The 16,522-nt window shown below is 66.8% G+C and carries 19 protein-coding genes; 13 read left to right on the forward strand and 6 right to left on the reverse strand.

What is annotated here, in order from left to right; all coding sequences use genetic code 11:
* The first annotated feature begins 180 nt into the window (after positions 1-180).
* The 6 genes from AWC25_RS24045 to AWC25_RS24070 all read left to right on the forward strand — a co-directional run bounded on the left by AWC25_RS24045 (position 181) and on the right by AWC25_RS24070 (position 5,029).
* Positions 181-726, forward strand: coding sequence for a PaaI family thioesterase (locus AWC25_RS24045; RefSeq protein WP_069400078.1), 546 nt, complete (start codon positions 181-183; stop codon positions 724-726).
* A complete protein-coding gene (locus AWC25_RS27180) occupies positions 723-1,970 on the forward strand; it encodes an SDR family NAD(P)-dependent oxidoreductase (protein WP_211281076.1) in 1,248 nt (415 codons plus the stop codon). The genes AWC25_RS24045 and AWC25_RS27180 overlap by 4 nt, the downstream gene beginning before the upstream one ends.
* Positions 1,895-2,440 (forward strand): SDR family NAD(P)-dependent oxidoreductase, encoded by a 546-nt coding sequence (locus AWC25_RS27740; RefSeq protein ID WP_198166636.1) that lies wholly within the window; start codon positions 1,895-1,897, stop codon positions 2,438-2,440. The genes AWC25_RS27180 and AWC25_RS27740 overlap by 76 nt, the downstream gene beginning before the upstream one ends.
* A 108-nt stretch (positions 2,441-2,548) precedes the next feature.
* Positions 2,549-3,925 (forward strand): diaminopimelate decarboxylase, encoded by a 1,377-nt coding sequence (gene lysA, locus AWC25_RS24060; RefSeq protein WP_085167974.1) that lies wholly within the window; start codon positions 2,549-2,551, stop codon positions 3,923-3,925.
* 2 nt (positions 3,926-3,927) lie between these two features.
* Positions 3,928-4,749: a rhomboid-like protein gene (locus AWC25_RS24065; RefSeq protein ID WP_142279030.1), complete on the forward strand. Its 822-nt coding sequence runs from the start codon at positions 3,928-3,930 to the stop codon at positions 4,747-4,749.
* Between the two features lie 64 nt (positions 4,750-4,813).
* The gene (locus tag AWC25_RS24070) at positions 4,814-5,029 is read left to right on the forward strand and encodes a hypothetical protein (RefSeq protein ID WP_069399999.1); all 216 of its coding nucleotides are present in this window, start codon (positions 4,814-4,816) and stop codon (positions 5,027-5,029) included.
* Here AWC25_RS24070 and ligD read toward each other — a convergent pair.
* Complete coding sequence (gene ligD, locus AWC25_RS24075; protein ID WP_069400000.1) at positions 5,026-6,069, reverse strand: non-homologous end-joining DNA ligase; 1,044 nt, start codon at positions 6,067-6,069, stop codon at positions 5,026-5,028. The genes AWC25_RS24070 and ligD overlap by 4 nt on opposite strands.
* Positions 6,070-6,094: 25 nt before the next feature.
* On the opposite strand from ligD, the gene AWC25_RS24080 reads away from it, so the two are divergent.
* A complete protein-coding gene (locus AWC25_RS24080; RefSeq protein WP_085167978.1) occupies positions 6,095-7,168 on the forward strand; it encodes an ATP-dependent DNA ligase in 1,074 nt (357 codons plus the stop codon).
* Positions 7,169-7,186: 18 nt separating this feature from the next.
* Here the strand turns inward: AWC25_RS24080 and AWC25_RS24085 are convergent, their stop codons facing one another.
* The gene (locus tag AWC25_RS24085; protein WP_085167980.1) at positions 7,187-7,483 is read right to left on the reverse strand and encodes a CDGP domain-containing protein; all 297 of its coding nucleotides are present in this window, start codon (positions 7,481-7,483) and stop codon (positions 7,187-7,189) included.
* A gap of 216 nt (positions 7,484-7,699) precedes the next feature.
* On the opposite strand from AWC25_RS24085, the gene AWC25_RS24090 reads away from it, so the two are divergent.
* Positions 7,700-8,032 carry a DUF732 domain-containing protein gene (locus tag AWC25_RS24090; RefSeq protein ID WP_069400003.1) on the forward strand — a complete coding sequence of 111 codons (333 nt, stop codon included), beginning with the start codon at positions 7,700-7,702 and terminating at the stop codon, positions 8,030-8,032.
* Between the two features lie 25 nt (positions 8,033-8,057).
* Here the strand turns inward: AWC25_RS24090 and AWC25_RS24095 are convergent, their stop codons facing one another.
* Positions 8,058-9,338 carry a cytochrome P450 gene (locus AWC25_RS24095; RefSeq protein ID WP_085167982.1) on the reverse strand — a complete coding sequence of 427 codons (1,281 nt, stop codon included), beginning with the start codon at positions 9,336-9,338 and terminating at the stop codon, positions 8,058-8,060.
* An 80-nt stretch (positions 9,339-9,418) separates the two neighbouring features.
* Here AWC25_RS24095 and AWC25_RS24100 point away from each other — a divergent pair, with 80 nt between their 5' ends.
* Complete coding sequence (locus tag AWC25_RS24100; protein ID WP_244899601.1) at positions 9,419-10,429, forward strand: DUF2330 domain-containing protein; 1,011 nt, start codon at positions 9,419-9,421, stop codon at positions 10,427-10,429.
* A gap of 34 nt (positions 10,430-10,463) precedes the next feature.
* Here AWC25_RS24100 and AWC25_RS24105 read toward each other — a convergent pair whose 3' ends face one another.
* Genes AWC25_RS24105 through AWC25_RS24115 form a run of 3 tightly spaced genes read right to left on the reverse strand, consistent with a single transcriptional unit; the run spans position 10,464 to position 13,240 of the window.
* Positions 10,464-11,369, reverse strand: coding sequence for a haloalkane dehalogenase (locus AWC25_RS24105; protein ID WP_085167984.1), 906 nt, complete (start codon positions 11,367-11,369; stop codon positions 10,464-10,466).
* Between the two features lie 21 nt (positions 11,370-11,390).
* A complete protein-coding gene (locus AWC25_RS24110) occupies positions 11,391-11,876 on the reverse strand; it encodes an NUDIX hydrolase (protein ID WP_069400006.1) in 486 nt (161 codons plus the stop codon).
* 5 nt (positions 11,877-11,881) lie between these two features.
* Positions 11,882-13,240, reverse strand: coding sequence for a WS/DGAT/MGAT family O-acyltransferase (locus AWC25_RS24115; protein WP_085167986.1), 1,359 nt, complete (start codon positions 13,238-13,240; stop codon positions 11,882-11,884).
* Between the two features lie 236 nt (positions 13,241-13,476).
* Between AWC25_RS24115 and AWC25_RS24120 the strand changes: the two genes are divergently transcribed.
* The 4 genes from AWC25_RS24120 to AWC25_RS24135 are packed head-to-tail and all read left to right on the forward strand — an operon-like array spanning position 13,477 to position 16,440.
* Entirely contained in the window at positions 13,477-14,559 is a 1,083-nt protein-coding gene (locus AWC25_RS24120; RefSeq protein WP_085167988.1) for an NAD(P)H-dependent amine dehydrogenase family protein, read from the forward strand.
* Positions 14,556-15,065 carry a VOC family protein gene (locus AWC25_RS24125; RefSeq protein ID WP_069400009.1) on the forward strand — a complete coding sequence of 170 codons (510 nt, stop codon included), beginning with the start codon at positions 14,556-14,558 and terminating at the stop codon, positions 15,063-15,065. The genes AWC25_RS24120 and AWC25_RS24125 overlap by 4 nt, the downstream gene beginning before the upstream one ends.
* The gene (locus tag AWC25_RS24130; protein WP_069400010.1) at positions 15,062-15,835 is read left to right on the forward strand and encodes an SDR family NAD(P)-dependent oxidoreductase; all 774 of its coding nucleotides are present in this window, start codon (positions 15,062-15,064) and stop codon (positions 15,833-15,835) included. The genes AWC25_RS24125 and AWC25_RS24130 overlap by 4 nt, the downstream gene beginning before the upstream one ends.
* A complete protein-coding gene (locus tag AWC25_RS24135; protein ID WP_069400011.1) occupies positions 15,832-16,440 on the forward strand; it encodes a TetR/AcrR family transcriptional regulator in 609 nt (202 codons plus the stop codon). Before AWC25_RS24130 ends, AWC25_RS24135 begins: the two co-directional genes overlap by 4 nt.
* Positions 16,441-16,522 lie beyond the last annotated feature (82 nt).

The following is a 16,522-nucleotide window of genomic DNA, read 5'->3' on the forward strand; positions in this document are numbered from 1 at the left end:
TAGTGCAGGCCACGTGTAGCAGCACCACCCCGCGTTAGTCAAGAGTGCCGGGGGGCGTCGATCCGCGTGCCCGATCGGTGCCCCGACCAACCATTCCCGCTCATATATACCGGTCGGTTTCCTTCGGCTCGCAAGGCGAGTAGGGCTTTCCAGGCGTTCAAAACTGTCAGGGGGATGCGCATGCCGCTTCCGCACGTTTCGCGCTCCGCCGTCCCGGGCGCGCCATCGTGGGGTGCCCAGCAGTCCCGGACGGTCACCTGGCGTGACCCGGTGGCAACGCAGTCCGCGGCGGCCTCGATGAGTGGGTTGGCCTACTGGCAGGCGGTCGCCGATGGGCAGTTGCCCGCTCCGCCCATGGCCGAGCTGCTGCGGACCAGCGTGGTCGCGGTCGAGCAGGGCCGCATCACTTTCTGCTGCAGCCCGGATGCCTCGATGTACAACCCGCTCGGAATGGTGCACGGCGGCACCGTGTGCACACTCTTGGACACCGCCGCCGCCTGCGCGCTGCATACCACGTTGCCGCTTGGAGTCGGCTACACCTCCGTCGAGATCAAGGTCAACTACCTCAAACCGGTGACGGTGGACAGCGGTCCGTTGACCGCGGTGGGATCGGTGGTGAAGGCCGGGTCGCGAATCGGGTTCGCCGAGGGTGAGGTCACCGACGCGGCCGGAAAGCTGATCGCCACGGCGAGCACCACCCTGTTGATCTCCGAGCTGCCCCGGTGACCGCGCCCATTCTGGTCGTCGGGGCGACCGGCCGACACGGCGGCACCGGAACGACCGTGGTGCACCACCTCTTGCGCGATGGGCACGCGGTGCGCGCATTGGTTCGTGCCGACGACGCGCGGGCCGGACGACTGCGCGGGCTCGGCGTGACGACGGTGGTGGGCGACCTACACGATCGGGCGTCGCTTCTCGACGCGGTACGCGACGTGCGGGCGGTCTATTTCACCTATCCGATTGCAGCGGGCATTGTTTCGGCTGCCGCCAACCTGTCGTCCACGCTGCTGGCCGTGAGCCCGGACGCGCATCTGGTGGTGATGTCGATGGCGGTGTCCGCGGTGGACAGTCCCAGCAAGTTGGGTCAGGCTCAGGCGGTCGCCGAGGAGGTGTTCGGCTGGGCCGGCCTGCACCCGACCGTGCTGCGGTTCGGTGCCCTGTTTCACGAGAACCTGAGCCTGCTGCACGGCACCACGATCAGAGAGAACGGATTGATAGCCAACAGTTTTGGTGACAGTCCGACGCCGTGGATCGGTGGCGATGACGCGGCCGAGATCGCGGTGGCCCATCTCGTGGAGCCACCGCCGGAGTCGAGCAGGATCAGCTATCCGCCCCCGGCCGAGGTGATGACGCACGGCGAGGTGGCCCGCATCATCTCGGCCGAAACCGGTCGACACATTCGATACGAGTCGATCTCGGCCGCGCAGTGGCGCCGGCATTTGGAAGGTACGGCCCAGGCGAATCCGGGCGGTCCTGTCAATATGGCTATGGCTCAACATATTCAACAGTCGGCGCCGCGCTGTCCCGGCGGGCCGAGCCGCTCGTCCCGCCAGATCCGCAAGCGCTGGCCGCAGTACCCGGCCGCGAACCCGTGCGCTTGGTCGACTTCATCCGGAATAATCTGTCCGACTTCGCCGGGTCGCCCACCGGCACGTGAGTCCACACGAATCATCAAGGAGCACAGCGTCATGTCTTCCGTTCTGATCACCGGGGCCAACCGCGGGATCGGCCGCGCCGTAGCCGACGAGTTCGCCCGTCGCGGCTATCGCGTGGTGGCCACCGCGCGTGATCCCGCCACGCTGGCCGACGTCGACGCCCACCAACGGCTAGCGCTCGACGTCACCGACGATGCCAGCGTCCGGGAAGCGGTCCAGCCGCCGGCGACATCGACGTCATGGTCGCCAATGCCGGGCAGATCTTTTACGCGGCCGTCGAGGCGATCCCGACGGCGAAGCTGCAACACCTGTTGAACCTGAACACCGTTGGCGCCATCCGGGTCGCGCAGGCGGTCTTGCCGCAGATGCGGGCCCGTGGCGCCGGCAAGCTGATGTTCATGTCCAGTGTCATGGGCCGCGTGGTGCGCTCTCCGAATGCCGCCTACGCGGCCACCAAGTGGGCCCTGGAGGCGCTCGTCGAGGCGCTGGCCATCGAGGTCGAGCAGTTCGGCATTCAGGCGACGCTGCTGGAACCGGGCGCGGTCAGTTCCGGCGGACTGGAGAATGTCACCACCTACACCCTGCCCTCCGATCCCTACACCGCGTTCTTGAAGGGCCGCGGTCCGCGCGCCGGCATGATCAGTCCCGCACAGGTCGCCACCGCGGTCGTTGACGCCGCGGACACAGATCGGCTGCCACTGCGCATACCCATCGGTGACGCCGCCCGGGCACTGATGGCCGCCCGGAAGGCGGCAAACGACGACGTCCCCTTTGTCATGCCGTAACCCTCAGACGAGGCGTGTTGGGCCGGGAACCGTGAAGATTGGTCGCCCGGGTGTGAAAGATTCGTTAAGAACGAGGCGGCGCATCCGCACAGACCTCAACGTGGAAGCATGACCCTGTTCGAGCTGCTTCCCTCGCTGCGGCACGGGTTGAATCCGCATCTCGACCGCGCAATCTGGCCGTTGGGCAGCTACATCGACGACCTCGGCCGGTTGTGTCTGGGCGGGATGCCCGTCACGGAGATCGCCGCGGAATTCGGGACGCCCGCCTATGTCCTGGACGAAGAGGATTTTCGGACGCGGCTGCGCTGCTATCGCGCCGCTCTGCCCGGCATCGAACTCGTCTACGCCGGCAAGGCGCTGGTCAGCACCGCGGTGGCCGGTTGGGCGGCCGCCGAGGGCGCCGGGCTGGCCGTCTGCTCACCCGGCGAGCTCGCCACCGCGCTGACCGCCGGCGTGCCGCCGTCACAAATCGTCGTGCACGGCAACGCCAAGACCGCCGACGAACTGCACGTCGCGGTCGGCAGTGGGGTCGGCCGGATCGTCATCGATTCACCGAACGAAATCGCGCTGCTGGCAGCACGAGTACGGCGCCGCCAGGACGTCTTGATCCGAGTGATACCCGACGTCGACGGCCAGGCCGGCGCCGCGTTCGGCTTCACCCTCGCCGACGGCCGGGCTGCCAGCGCCATCAAACGCGTCCTCAACCAGCCCTGGCTCAATTTGGTTGGGCTGCACTGCCACCTGGGCGGACAGATCGCCGATCCGGCGCCGTACGGCACGGCGATTCGTCAACTCGTCGCGCTGATGGCCGACGTGCGCGACCGGTATGGCGCCGTGCTCGGCCAGCTCAACCTCGGCGGGGGACACGAAACTCCTTACGTCTCCGGCGATCCCGAGCTCAGCCCGCGCGCGCTTGCCGCGGTCATCGAAAGCGCCGTGTCCTGCGCGTGTACCGAATTCAACTATCCGCGACCGCAGCTCGTGATCGAGCCGGGCCGGGCCATCGCCGGTCGTGCTGGGTTGACGCTCTACCGAATTGTCTCCGTCAAGCGCCAGCCCGGCGGGCCAACCCTCGTCATCGTCGACGGCGGACTGCCCGACAATCCGCACGAGACGTTGCGGCGCGTCAAACACACCGTGGCACTAGCCAACCGGCATGTCCCCACGAAGACAACACCCGTGACCATCATGGGCCGCCACGGTGAATGCGGCGAAGAGATCGCACGCGATGTCGCGCTGCCCACCGATGTCCACCCCGGCGATCTACTGGCGATGGCCTGTACCGGCGCCTACCACCATTCGATGGGGTCGACCTGCAACATGGTGGGCCGGCCGCCGCTGATCGCCGTCGCCGATCGTCAGGCCCGCGTCCTCGTGCGCCGGGAGACCGTCGCCGATCTGCTGTCGCGTGACTGTGACTGGTCTCACCAGCGGCGTGGCGGGCGGCCCGGCACAATAGATACCGGCCGAGCGAGCGGGGAATAGGCGTGCTTCGCAACGAAAATCTTTGGACAGCGGTGCGATTACGGGTGTTGTCGGTCGCGGCCGCGTTGCCCGTGACGCTCGGGTACGCCGCGACACTGCTCGCGGTGGCTGTCTTGCTGGCCGGCCTCGGTTCGCACCCGCACGACGTCGCGGTCCGCGAAATGAGCACCAATTTGCACAATCTGGCACACGGCCATGTGGTCACGCTGGTCGGCAGCGCCTTCATCAGCGACGGCGGGGACATGTTGTTCTGGCTTCCGGGCCTGGTGTGCCTGCTGGGCTTGGGTGAACTCGTCTGGCGCAGTACAGGTTTGATCGTCACATTCGCACTCGGCCATATCGGGGCGACGCTGGTGGTGGCCGTGTGGCTGACCGCCGCTCTGACCGCCGGATGGTTGCCGATGTCGCTCGCGCACGCCACCGACGTGGGGATGAGTTACGGCGCGGTGTGTGTCCTGGGCGCGCTCACCGGATCGATACCTGCACAGTGGCGCCCGGTCTGGATTGGCTGGTGGCTGGGCAATGCCCTCGCCGCGGCCAGCGGCGCGGACTTCACCGCTGTCGGTCACGTCGTCGCATTGCTGTTCGGCATCGCATTGTCCTTCCGGCTGCGGTCGATTGCGCGGTGGACGCTCGTGCCTTCGGTATTGCTCGCCATCGGTTCGGTCTTCGGATACCTGGTGCTATGCGGCCCCGCCGGGGCGATGCCGGTGGCCGGCGCGACCGGGGCGCTGATCGCCCTGGTCGCCACCTGGTTGATGCCGTCGCGTGACCAGGCGCGGGCGCGGTCCGGGCAGCCGATGCCGCAACCGGCGCGTCCGTAGTCACGGTTGCCGATCAAAAGCCTTGCGAATAACCGGCTTTCAAGCTTGGCGTACAGTTGGGTGGATGAACCTGGTCGAGCCCATCCAACGCGGTCTGAACTGGCTGTCAACCCCGCACTATCTTCGGGCGCGGCTGGACATGCAGACCCGGCCCGTCCGGCAGCTTCCGCTGGATGTGGAGATCGTCTATTGCACGATCTCCCAGGGTGGTGCGGCGCTGAAATTTCCGGTGACCGTGATGTTGCTGCCCAAGGGCGTCTCCCCCATCAAGAGCGGTTAATCGCGGGGCCGGTTCTTTCTGGTCAGGTCGGTGTCCCGGCTCGGTTGCACGCGTTTGGGTTCGCCGGGCATTTTCGGATAGTTCGGCGGGTAGGGCATATCGCCCAGGCCGCGCTCTTCGTCAGCCGCGACCATCTGCAGTAACACGTCCAGCGGCTGCACCACCTCGTCGATGCCGGCCCACGGATCCGCACGCCGGCGCACCAGGTCCGGCACCGTCGCCATGGTGTACTCGTCCGGCTCCGCCCCGGCCAGCTCATCCCAGGTCAACGGCGTCGAGACGGTCGCGATGGGCGTGCGCCGCACCGAGTACGGCGAGGCCATGGTCCGGTCGCGGGCGTTTTGGTTGAAGTCGACGAAGATCCGTTCGCCGCGTTCTTCTTTCCACCACGAGGTGGTCACCGCGTCCGGTGCGCGCCGTTCGATCTCGCGGGCCAGCGCGATGCCGGCCCGCCGCACGGCGATGAAGTCCCATTCGGCGGCGATCCGCAGGAACACGTGGATCCCGCGCCCCCCGGAGGTCTTCGGATAGCCGACCAGCCCGAGCTCGTCGAGCAACGGCCGCAGCACGTCGACCGCCACCGAACGCGCCTGTTCGAAGCCGACTCCGGGCTGCGCATCGAGGTCGATCCGCAGCTCGTCGGGGTGATCGGTGTCCGGGCAGCGCACCTGCCAGGGATGCAGCGTGATCGTGCCCATCTGCGCGGCCCAGACGATCGCGGACGGGTGGGTCACCCTCAACGCGTCGGCGGTGCGTCCCGACGGAAACGTGATCCGGCAGGTCTGCAAGTAGTCAGGGTGATGCTGCGGTATCCGCTTTTGGTAGATCTCCTCGCCGTCGATGCCGTCCGGGAAGCGTTGCAGGTGGGTGGGGCGGTCACGCAGGGCGGAAAGCATCGGGCCGGCCGCCACGGCGAGGTAGTACTCGACCAGTCGTCGTTTCGTGCCGTTGGAGCCGAGCCGTGGAAAGTAGATCTTGTCCGGGTTGGTCAGCCGTACCGAGACACCATCGACCTCGAGCTCTTCTGCTGCCGCAGCCATGGACTGATTCCAGCACAATGGCCAGATGGAGTTGCCCGTCATGCCGCCGGTGTCGCCGATGTTGGCCAAGTCGGTTCGGTCTATACCGCCCGATGCCTCGTATGAGCCGAAGTGGGATGGTTTCCGGTCGATCTGCTTCCGCGACGCCGACGAGGTCGAACTGGGTAGCCGCAACGAACGCCCGATGACCCGCTACTTTCCCGAGTTGGTCGCGGCGATCAAGGACGAGGTGCCGCGGCGCTGCGTCATCGACGGCGAAATCGTCATTGCCACCGATCACGGCCTGGACTTCGAGGCACTGCAGCAGCGCATTCATCCGGCCGATTCGCGAGTGCGGATGCTCGCCGTGACCACCCCCGCCTCCTTCATCGCGTTCGACCTGCTGGCCCTGGGCGACACGGACTTCACCCGGCGACCCTTCACCGAGCGGCGCGCCGCCCTCGTCGACGCGCTGGCCGACTCCGGGCCGTCGATTCACGTCACACCGGCCACCACCGACTGGGACACCGCGCACCAGTGGTTCGACGAGTTCGAGGGCGCCGGACTCGACGGCGTCATCGCCAAACCGCTGACCGGTAGCTACCAACCAGACAAGCGGGTGATGTTCAAGATCAAGCATGAGCGGACCGCCGATTGCGTGGTCGCCGGCTACCGGGTGCACAAATCCGGCGGCCCGGAAGTTCAAGCCATCGGGTCGCTGTTGCTGGGGCTCTACCAAGACGACGGCCAGCTCGCCTCGGTCGGCGTGATCGGCGCATTCCCGATGGCCGAACGGCGTCGGCTGTTCAGCGAGCTGCAGCCGCTGGTCACCGAGTTCGACCACCACCCGTGGAACTGGGCCGCCCACGAGGCGGGCGAGCGCACCCCGCGGAAGAACGAGACTTCGCGGTGGAATGCCGGCAAAGATCTCTCGTTCGTCCCGCTTCGGCCCGAGCGGGTCGTCGAGGTTCGCTACGACCACATGGAAGGTCGCCGGTTCCGGCACACCGCGCAATTCAACCGCTGGCGTCCCGATCGCGATCCGCGCTCGTGCACGTACGAACAACTCGAGCAACCGGTTACGTTCAGCCTCAGCGACATCGTTCCCGGGCTGGGCTAGCGCTAGCCGGGTTGCGCGTCAGTCGTCGATGCGCGTCGGCGGATCGGCCAACGGCTGACCGGGGCCGACCGTATCGCAACGGCGCTCGGGCACCAGAAACGAACTGGCGCCGTTGAGCACCAAGTTCTTGGACACCACACACCGCTGCCAGGTGCCGTCGGGCTGAGTCGGCCCGTCACACTTGCTGATAACGGGCCCGCCGTACTGGCAGCCGGCGGCGGCGGGCGGCGCCGCGGCGATCGTCGCCCCGGCCATCAAGACGGTGGCAACTGCTCCCACAATTCGTCTGATAGTTCCTCTGATAGTTCCTCCCATAGGGTCCTCCCATAGAGCAGTGCTTCCCGACTCTCCCGTCGGATCACTCGCGCGTCGCGAGCACTCGGTGGCAACTGCCGTCGACGACTACCCGTTACCGACGACGCTACCGCTTGGGCGGCGAATGGCGGGCCGTCGAAATCAGGATCGACAAACAACTTGCGGTACCGCGGCAAAGCGGATTTCATGTGTACAAACTCCGAAGGAAGTGACCGAATGAACGTTGCTGCAGCGGCCCTGAAGAAGCTCGCGGGAATGTCTGCTGCTACCACGCTGCTGCTGCTCGGCACGACGCCGATCGCGCACGCGACCCCGACGGACGATTTCGTGCGACAGGTGCGGGCCAACGGGATCGGGCTCAACGTAAGCGATGCCAGCTTGGTCGAGGACGCGCAGGAGGTGTGCGACATGCTCGACTATCAGGAGTCGGCCTACCAATACCTCGATCAGCATTCCGGCCTTAACCGCAACCAGTCCGCCTTCTTCGTCGCCGCATCGGTCACCTATTACTGTCCGCAGTACGCGCCCAAGCTGGGTCCGGGGCACTGACCTCGGTTGCGGTGCAGCCAGGCAATCACACCGCGACCGTCAACTCCGAAAGCCCCCGCAGCGTCACGTTTGCCTTGTACCGTGGCTCGCCGTCCAACCGCGCGGCGGGAAAGCGGGCCGTCAGCTCCGACAGGGCGATGCCGGCTTCCAGCCGGGCCAACGGCGCGCCCAGGCAATAGTGAATCCCACGACCAAAACCCAAGTGCCGCAACGGCCCTCGATCAGGATCGAAGACATCGGGCCGTTCGAATTCGGCGGGATCGCGGTGCGCCGCGGCCAGCAGCAGCATCATCACGTCCCCCTCCGGCACCGTGGCGTCTCCTATCATCATGTCGCTCAATGCAATTCGGCCGACCATCTGCACCGGCGGGTCGTACCGCAGCGTCTCCTCGAGGACCGCCGGGACGCGGGTGGGATCGGCGGCCAGCGCCGCCCATTGCGAGGGCCGGCGCAGCATCGCCAGAATCGCATTGCCGATCAGATTGACCGTGGTCTCGTGCCCGGCGACCAGTAGCAGCAAGCAGGTGGAGACGATCTCTTCCTCGGTCAACTGGTCACCGGACTCCTCGACCGCGATCAGCCCCGACATCAAATCGTCGCCGGGTCGCGCGCGGCGTCGGTCGATCAGGCCGTGCAGGTAGTGCCGCAACCACGCCCCGGCGTCCAATCGTTCCTGCAGGCCTTCGGGTGCCGAGCCGGTGAAGGTGACGAACGGGTCCAACGCCTGGGCCAGCAGTCCGGACGCGCGGCTGAACTGCGGTTCGTCGTCGAGTGGGACTCCCAGCAGCCGGCAGATCACCGCCACCGGCAACGGGTAGGCGTAGTCGTCGACGACGTCGAAACGGCCGTTCTCGGCAATCCGGTCCAGCAAGCCGTGCACCAGCACGCTGATGTCCGGCCGCAACGCGTTGACCACTTTCGGCACGAACGCCTTGCTGACCAATCTGCGCAGCCGGGTGTGATCGGGCGGGTCGAGGAACAGAAATCCCGGCGGGACTGGTGCGGGCACCGGTAAGCCGGCGTCGGTGAGCTCCTTGATCTGCGCTTGGACCTGCTCCCGGGCGCGGGTGGACTTCATCCGGTCGCTGCTCGACGACGGATGCCGCAGCACGTCGTCGCAGTCCCGGTAGCTGGAGAACACCGCGAGATGCGCGTCGGGCAGCAGCAGCGGTCCGCGGTGACGAAATTGCGCACACAGCCCGTAGGGATCGGCCCGGGTGGCCGGATCGAGCAATTGGACGAGCAACCCTTGCGATTCGGCTGGGTCGGCGGGGCCGGAGGCCGGGTGAATCGGCGCAGTCGTCATGCACACATTGTGCCTGCCGCCGCGAAACCCGCCGCCGAAAGCCACGGATTGTCGCCAGCTCAGCAACTACGATGTGCGACATGAAGATGCCCCGCACGTGCGGGTTGGGCCTCGTCGCCGTCACCATGGCAACGCTGGCGAACGTGGCGGTGGCCGCCCCGGGGTATGCCTGCGCCTGCGGTGCGGTGGCCCCTCCCGTCGGTAGCCAGGCCACGATGAACCGCGAAGTGGCGCTGGCGCACTGGAACGGATCCAGCGAAACCGTCGTCATGCAGCTCGCCCTGGCTGCCGACACGGACAACGTCGCGCTGGTGGTGCCCACCCCGGCGGCGGCGACGGTCACGGAAGCCGACCAGGCCACGTTCACCGAGTTGGACGAGCTCACCGCGCCCCGAGTACAGCAGCGTCGGCATTGGGTCTTGGGCACGTCCGAACCCGCGGCCCGCACGACGCTCGAGGCGGGCGCGCCGCGCGGCCCCACCGTGATCGATCAGGTCCGCCTCGGACCGCTGGAAGCCACCACGCTGGCGGGCGGCGACCTGAGCGGATTGCGGAAATGGTTGGAGGACAACGGTTACGCGATCCGTCCGGCGGTGTCCCAGGCGCTCGGACCGTATGTCCGTGACGGCTGGTCGTTTGTCGCGATCCGCCTGGTCGGTTCGGCGCCGATCGTCGGTGGCCTCAAGCCGGTGCGGATGAGGTTCGCATCGCCGCAATTCGTCTATCCCATGCGGCTTTCCGCCGCGGCCGAGGGTCCGCAGCAAGTCACCGTCTTCACGCTGTCCGACCACCGCCAGCAGCGCACCGATGCCGACGCCCGGTCCGGGCAGTCCGTGCAGGTGCAATTTGCCGGCAACATCGCCGCCGACGTACACGACCCGCTGCTGCGCGAATTGACTGCGGATCACGGCGGCTACCTGACTAAAATGGTGGTGAACATCCCCCAGCCGCAACGGATCTCAGCGGATTTCACGTTCGGCAACGCCGCCGGCGACGACTCGTATCGCCGGGTGATCTACGTCGACCGCGACGTCGTCATCCCGGTCGAGCTGGTCGCGTCGGTCGTTGGATGGTTGCGGCGATCGCGGTGACGGTGCTAGTGGTCGTCCGCAGGCGCCAACGCGCTTAGCGGCGCAGAAACTCCACGATGTGACCGGCCAGCTCCTCGCCGGCGTCCTCCTGCAGAAAGTGCCCGGCCTCTCGGATGACGCGGTGGTCGATGCCTTGAGCCCCAAGCATTTCGCGCTGGAAGATCGCCGCCATTGGGCCGGTGATGGGATCGCTGTCGCTGAATGCGACCAGCATGGGCGTCGAGCTCGCCGACAGGGCGGCCCACGCGGCCTTGTTCGCCGGCGCCGCCGGATCCTCCGGTGCGGTCGGCACCAGGCCGGGCATGGCACGCGGGCCGGCGCAGTACTGGTCGTCGGGGAAGGGCGCGTCGTAGGCGGCGCGCGCCTGCGCGCTCAGCCCGCGCCGGCATCCCGACTGCACGAACGCGCCGACGTCCAGTTTCGGCACGGTGGTGATGGCCTCGCGAAACCGCCACCAGACTTCCGCCATCGGCTGCTCCCCGTTGGGCAGCCCGGTGTTCGCGACGACGATCCTGGCGAATCGCTCGGGATGCTCTGCGGCCAGCCGCAATCCGATCAACCCGCCCCAATCCTGACCAACCAGGGTCACGTTTTGCAGATCAAGCACGTCGAAGGCCAGCGCCCGCATCCATTCGACATGGCGCGCGTAGCTGTGGTCCTCACGGCGGGTGGGCTTGTCGGATCGACCGAACCCCACCAGGTCCGGGCAAACGACCCGATGCCCTGCACCGACCAGCACCGGGATCATCTTGCGGTACAGATACGACCAGGACGGCTCGCCGTGCAGCAACAGAATGGGATCGGCGGTTTCGGGCCCGTCCTGCACCCACGCGATCCGCAGCGTCCCGCCTTCGCCGTCGGGTACTTCGGAATACCTTGGCGGATACGGGAAATCGTCGAGACCATCGAATCGAGCGTCGGGCGTGCGCAACGTCTGCATGCCAGCAACATACGCCGCCGGTCAAGCCCCTTCGGTGTAGCCCGCCAACTCCGGTTGCGCCATCAGCACATCGAGGTAGGCGCGCTGCCCCTTGAGCAGTTTGTCGCGCGCCCGCGCCACCGGAAGCCACTCGACCCGGTCTACTTCAGGGAATTCCCGTATCCGGCCCGACCCTTTCGGCCACTCCAGCTCGAAGGTGTTGCTGTGCGCCCCGGTGATGTCGAGGTCGCCGCGCACGGCGAAAGCGGTGACAACCTTGCCGCCCGGTTGTTTCAGCGCACCCAGATCGAGGCGCGGTCCGGTCGGCGTCGGCAGCCCCAGCTCCTCGGCGAACTCGCGTTGCGCGGCGGCCCAGGGATCCTCGTCGTCGGCATACTCGCCCTTCGGGATCGACCAAGCCCCGTCATCTTTACGCGCCCAGAACGGCCCACCCGGGTGCGCGATCAGAACTTCGACCACGCCGTCGCGCACGCGATACAACAGCACGCCGGCACTGAGTTTCGGCACCGAGGTCAGACTCCGGCGGCGCGCTCGAGGTCCTTCAGGGACGACTCCAAATGCGCGAGCAGCCGTTGCAGGTGCGGCACGCTGCGCCGGCAGCCGACCAGACCGAAGTCGAGGGTGTCGGCATTGCTGACCAGGGTGATGTTCAGCGCCTGCCCGTCGAGAATCGCCGACAGCGGGTAGCTGCCGTCCAGGCGGGCCCCGCCGTAATACATCTGTTCCCGGGGTCCCGGGACGTTGGAAATGATGAGGTTGAACGGCGGTGCCGTCGACGTCACCCAGCCGGGGACCGTGGCCAGCGCCAGCGAGCTCATGTTCACCGCGGACAGCGCCAGCGCCTGGACCCGCGGCAGCTGCGAGAACACCGTCTTGTTCTTGTACATCGACTCGCTGACCGTCTCCAGCCGGCTGGCGGGATCCTCGATGTCGGTGGCCAGGTTGCACAGGATGGCGCCGACCAGGTTACCGCCGGCGTCGGCCTCGTCCTCCCGGCGCAGACTGACGGGCACCATCGCCAACAACGGCGTGTCCGGCAGCGCGTTCTGCTCTTGCAGGTAATAACGCAACGCACCCGAACACATCGCCAGGACGACGTCGTTGAGCGTGACCCCGGCCGCGTTCTTGACGTTTTTGATGCGGTCCACCGACCAGGACTGCGCGGCACACCGGCGGGCGCCGCCGATCTTGACGTTGAGCATGGTTCGCGGCGCGCCGAACGGCAGGGTCAGCTGCTGCTCGAACAGCGCCGCCCGGGCCAGTGACACCGTCGAAGGGGCAAGTGCCGCAAGCGATCCGGTGGCATGCAGCAGTGAACTCAGCCGCGATGACGACCGCGTACTGGCGCGCTTGGGTTTACGCAGGCTCCACGGGGCCCGGATCTCGCCGTCGTCCGGATCGTTGGACAGTGCGCGCTGCATCAGCTTCAGCGCCGAGACGCCGTCGATGAGCGAGTGGTGCATCTTGGTGTAGATCGCGAAGCGGCCGTCCTTGAGGCCCTCGATCACGTACGCCTCCCACAGTGGGCGATGCCGGTCGAGCAGGCTGCTGTGCAGCAGCGAGGTCAGCTCGAGCAGATCGCGGACCCGACCCGGCGAGGGCAGGGCGGAGCGCCGGACGTGATAGTCGATGTCGAGGTCCTTGTCGTAGGACCACCCGAGGTTGGCGATGCCGCCCAGGAACGTCGCCGGACGCTTGAGGAAGGTGGGCTGGAAATCCTGCTGGGCCACCAGCGCGTCATAGAACTCCCGCACGAATTCTCGGCCGGTTCCTTCGGGGGGCTCGTAGAGCTGCAAGCCACCGACATGCATCGGGTGCTCACGGGATTCGCCGAGCAGAAAGATCCCGTCGATGGGGCTCATCAGTTCCATCCACCAATTAGACCCCTACCGGGAAGCACCCGCCAGCATCTCGGGTGGCATCGATAGCGGCTTCGCGGTGTGCACCGATGGCGTTGATCGTGGGCTGGCGGTGGGCGTGGTCGGCGTGTCGGCACCGTGGGCGTCCAGTCAAGTCCGTCGATGCACAGTTGACAGTGACTGCCACCGAGTCATACGGTGCCAGTTCGGCCGTTGACGTGTAAAGGCGCACAATCGGAAGGACACCGATGAGTAGTTCGTCGAAGCTGGGCGTAATCCAATGGGCGACCGGAGGCGTCGGCAAGGCAGCCATCGCCTGCGTGCTCAATCACCCGCAGCTCGAGCTCGCCGGCTGCTGGGTGCACAGCGCCGAGAAGAACGGCCTCGACGTCGGGCGGATCATCGGGACCGAGGACCTGGGCGTCACGGCCACCTCGAGCATTGACGAGATCTTTGCGCTCGACGCCGACTGCGTCGTGTACAGCCCGCTGATCCCGAATGACGACGAGGTGATCGCGATCCTGCGCTCGGGCAAGAACGTCGTCACCCCGGTCGGCTGGGTCTATCCCGACCCGGCCAACAAACGGCATCAGGCCGCGGCCGCCGCCGCGCTGGAAGGCGGTGTGACGCTTCACGGTTCGGGCATCCACCCCGGGGGCATCACGGAGCGCTTCCCGCTGATGATCTCCTCACTGTCGTCTGCGATCACCCACGTGCGCGCCGAGGAGTTTTCCGACATCCGCACCTACAACGCACCCGATGTGGTGCGCCACATCATGGGCTTCGGCGGCACCCCCGAAGAAGCCACCCAGGGTCCGATGGCCGGCCTGCTCGACGCGGGCTTCAAGCAGTCGGTGCGAATGATCGCCGACCACATGGGTTTTCGCATCGATCCCAACATCAGGACCATTCAAGACGTGGCGGTGGCGACCGCCCAGATCGATTACGACCCCTTCCCGATCACCGCGGGCACCGTGGCCGCGCGCCGGTTCCGCTGGCAGGCACTCGTCGACGGCGAGCCCGTGATTACCGCGGCGGTCAACTGGCTGATGGGTGAGGAAAACCTGAATCCCGCATGGAATTTCGGAGGGATCGGTGAGCGATTCGAGGTCGAGATCACCGGTGACCCCGACGTGAAACTCACCTTCAAGGGTCTGCAACCGGAGACGATCGAGGAGGGGCTGGTGAAAAACCCGGGCGTGGTGGTCACGGCCAACCACTGCGTCAACGCGATCCCCGATGTCTGCGCCGCCGAACCCGGTATCAAGACTTACCTTGATCTACCGCTGTTCGCGGGACGCCCGGCACCCAGCCTCACCCAGCCGGCATGATCGGCGAAGGCGTGCTGGACGACCTTGCGTTCTGCCACCTGGTCGTCGGCGTGACCGACATGGATCGGGCGCTGACGTTCTACCGTGACCTTCTCGGCCTGGAAGTAGTCTTCGAATCCCTGATCTCCGGTGAACCTTTCGACGCCGTGCTGCATGCGACCCGCAAGCAGGAGGGGCGGGTGGTCGGCGGCCTGCTGGGCGGGTTGATGATCGAGCTGCTCTCGATCGGCGCGCACCCGCCAAAGGAGAGCAAGCCGGGCCGGCGTGGCATCACCGGAATCCACAACGTGTCCTTGTCGGTGACCGATCTTGACGACGCCCACCGCCGCATCGTCGACGCCGGGTACACCCCCGACCAGGAGCCGTTCGAAATCGGCGGAGTCCGAATGTTTTTCGTCAAGGACCCGGACGGAACGCCGGTGGAATTCATCGAGCTACCCGATGGAGCACGCAGCACATACGAGATGCACCGGGGTGTACCGCTGCGAATGGGGCCGGACAGATGAGCTACTGGCACGCCGATTCGATGCGCGGACACGTCGCCATCGTGACCGGCGCCGCCCAAGGCGTGGGCAAGGGCACCGCGACCGCGCTGCTGGAGCGCGGCGCATCGGTGGTGCTGGCCGACATCCAAGCCGACGTTCTGGCAGCGACAACCCACGAACTCAAGGAATTGGGCCCGGTGGAAAGCGTGGTCGCCGACCTGCGTGACCCGGACAGCGCGCCGCGCATCGCCGCCGCCGCGGTCGACGCGTTCGGCACCGTACATGGCCTGGTCAACAACGCCATTGCCACCAACGAGCCCAAGGCATTCGTCGACATCACCCTCGATGACTTCGCCCTCGGCCACGACGTCGGCCCCCGCGCCACATTCCTTCTGATGCAAGCCGTCTACCCGCACATGGTCGCGGCCGGCGGCGGGTCGATCGTCAACCTCGGCTCGGGAACGGGCACCGGCGGTGAGCCCAAGTGGGGCGGCTATGCCGCCGCCAAGGAAGGCATTCGCGGGCTGTCGAAAGTGGCCGCGCTGGAGTGGGGCCGCGACAACATTCGCGTCAACGTCATCTGTCCCTTTGCCGAATCGGATGGGGTCAAGTTCTGGAAGTCGTTCGCACCCAAGGAGTATGACAAGGCGGTGGGGCGGGTGCCGATGAAGCGCATCGGCGATGTCCGCAGCGACGTGGGCGCGCTGGTGGCGTTCCTGCTCAGCAGTGACGCGACGTTCATCACCGGGCAGACCATTCACGTCGACGGCGGGATCGGCTGCTTCCGGTGACCGACGGCTCGTTGCGGGATCGACAGCGCGCGCAGATCCGCGCCGACATCCGCCGCGCGGCGTTCCGGCTGTTTGTCGAACGTGGATACGACACCGTGACAACGGAAGAGATCGCCACGGCCGCAGGCGTTTCCCCGCGCACCCTGTTCCGACACGTGCCGACCAAAGAGGAGCTGCTGCTGGCCCCGGTGCGCCATGGTGGTGCCGCGATTGTCAACCTGCTGGAAAAGCGTCCGGCCACCGAGGCGCCCGACGTTGCGCTGATCAACGCGATCATCACCCGGACCCGCTCCTTCGACCGCGCCGACTGCGAGGAGTGGCGTGCCGCCCTGCTGGTCGCCCCCGGTCTACTGGACAAGGCCACCATCCATACACCCGCGGACAAGGAGCGGGCGATGAAGCTCGTCGCTGAACGCATGGGCGCCAACCCCGATACCGACATGCGGCCCGGGTTGCTGATCCATCTCGCGTTCGGCGCCGCGGATTTCGCGTTCCAGCAGTGGGTACGGCGCTCGGCGCCCCGACGGCCCCTGGACCGCTATGTGATCGAGGCCCTGGAAGCCGTCAAGAGCCCCTATTGGCGAAAGAGGCGCTCGACGGCCTAGTGCGGGGTCAAGTCCAGGGACGTGGTGTACGAGGCCGTCGGGTGATTCTTCGACTTGATGGTTTAGGCGGTCAGTGCCGCTG

Source organism: Mycobacterium sherrisii, from assembly GCF_002102355.1.
In the GTDB taxonomy this organism is placed as follows: domain Bacteria; phylum Actinomycetota; class Actinomycetes; order Mycobacteriales; family Mycobacteriaceae; genus Mycobacterium; species Mycobacterium sherrisii.

What these genes read in the sequence shown, in the direction of transcription:
- AWC25_RS27740 (WP_198166636.1), top strand. Translation starts at nt 1,895, where the DNA reads ATGGTCGCCAATGCCGGGCAGATCTTTTACGCGGCCGTCGAGGCGATC.
- AWC25_RS24070 (WP_069399999.1), top strand. Translation starts at nt 4,814, where the DNA reads ATGAACCTGGTCGAGCCCATCCAACGCGGTCTGAACTGGCTGTCAACC.
- AWC25_RS24130 (WP_069400010.1), top strand. Translation starts at nt 15,062, where the DNA reads ATGAGCTACTGGCACGCCGATTCGATGCGCGGACACGTCGCCATCGTG.
- AWC25_RS24095 (WP_085167982.1), bottom strand. Translation starts at nt 9,338, where the DNA reads ATGACGACTGCGCCGATTCACCCGGCCTCCGGCCCCGCCGACCCAGCC.
- AWC25_RS24105 (WP_085167984.1), bottom strand. Translation starts at nt 11,369, where the DNA reads ATGCAGACGTTGCGCACGCCCGACGCTCGATTCGATGGTCTCGACGAT.
- AWC25_RS24115 (WP_085167986.1), bottom strand. Translation starts at nt 13,240, where the DNA reads ATGGAACTGATGAGCCCCATCGACGGGATCTTTCTGCTCGGCGAATCC.
- AWC25_RS24080 (WP_085167978.1), top strand. Translation starts at nt 6,095, where the DNA reads ATGGAGTTGCCCGTCATGCCGCCGGTGTCGCCGATGTTGGCCAAGTCG.
- AWC25_RS24085 (WP_085167980.1), bottom strand. Translation starts at nt 7,483, where the DNA reads ATGGGAGGAACTATCAGAGGAACTATCAGACGAATTGTGGGAGCAGTT.
- AWC25_RS24125 (WP_069400009.1), top strand. Translation starts at nt 14,556, where the DNA reads ATGATCGGCGAAGGCGTGCTGGACGACCTTGCGTTCTGCCACCTGGTC.
- AWC25_RS24100 (WP_244899601.1), top strand. Translation starts at nt 9,419, where the DNA reads ATGAAGATGCCCCGCACGTGCGGGTTGGGCCTCGTCGCCGTCACCATG.
- AWC25_RS24120 (WP_085167988.1), top strand. Translation starts at nt 13,477, where the DNA reads ATGAGTAGTTCGTCGAAGCTGGGCGTAATCCAATGGGCGACCGGAGGC.
- AWC25_RS24045 (WP_069400078.1), top strand. Translation starts at nt 181, where the DNA reads ATGCCGCTTCCGCACGTTTCGCGCTCCGCCGTCCCGGGCGCGCCATCG.
- ligD (WP_069400000.1), bottom strand. Translation starts at nt 6,069, where the DNA reads ATGGCTGCGGCAGCAGAAGAGCTCGAGGTCGATGGTGTCTCGGTACGG.
- AWC25_RS24090 (WP_069400003.1), top strand. Translation starts at nt 7,700, where the DNA reads ATGAACGTTGCTGCAGCGGCCCTGAAGAAGCTCGCGGGAATGTCTGCT.
- lysA (WP_085167974.1), top strand. Translation starts at nt 2,549, where the DNA reads ATGACCCTGTTCGAGCTGCTTCCCTCGCTGCGGCACGGGTTGAATCCG.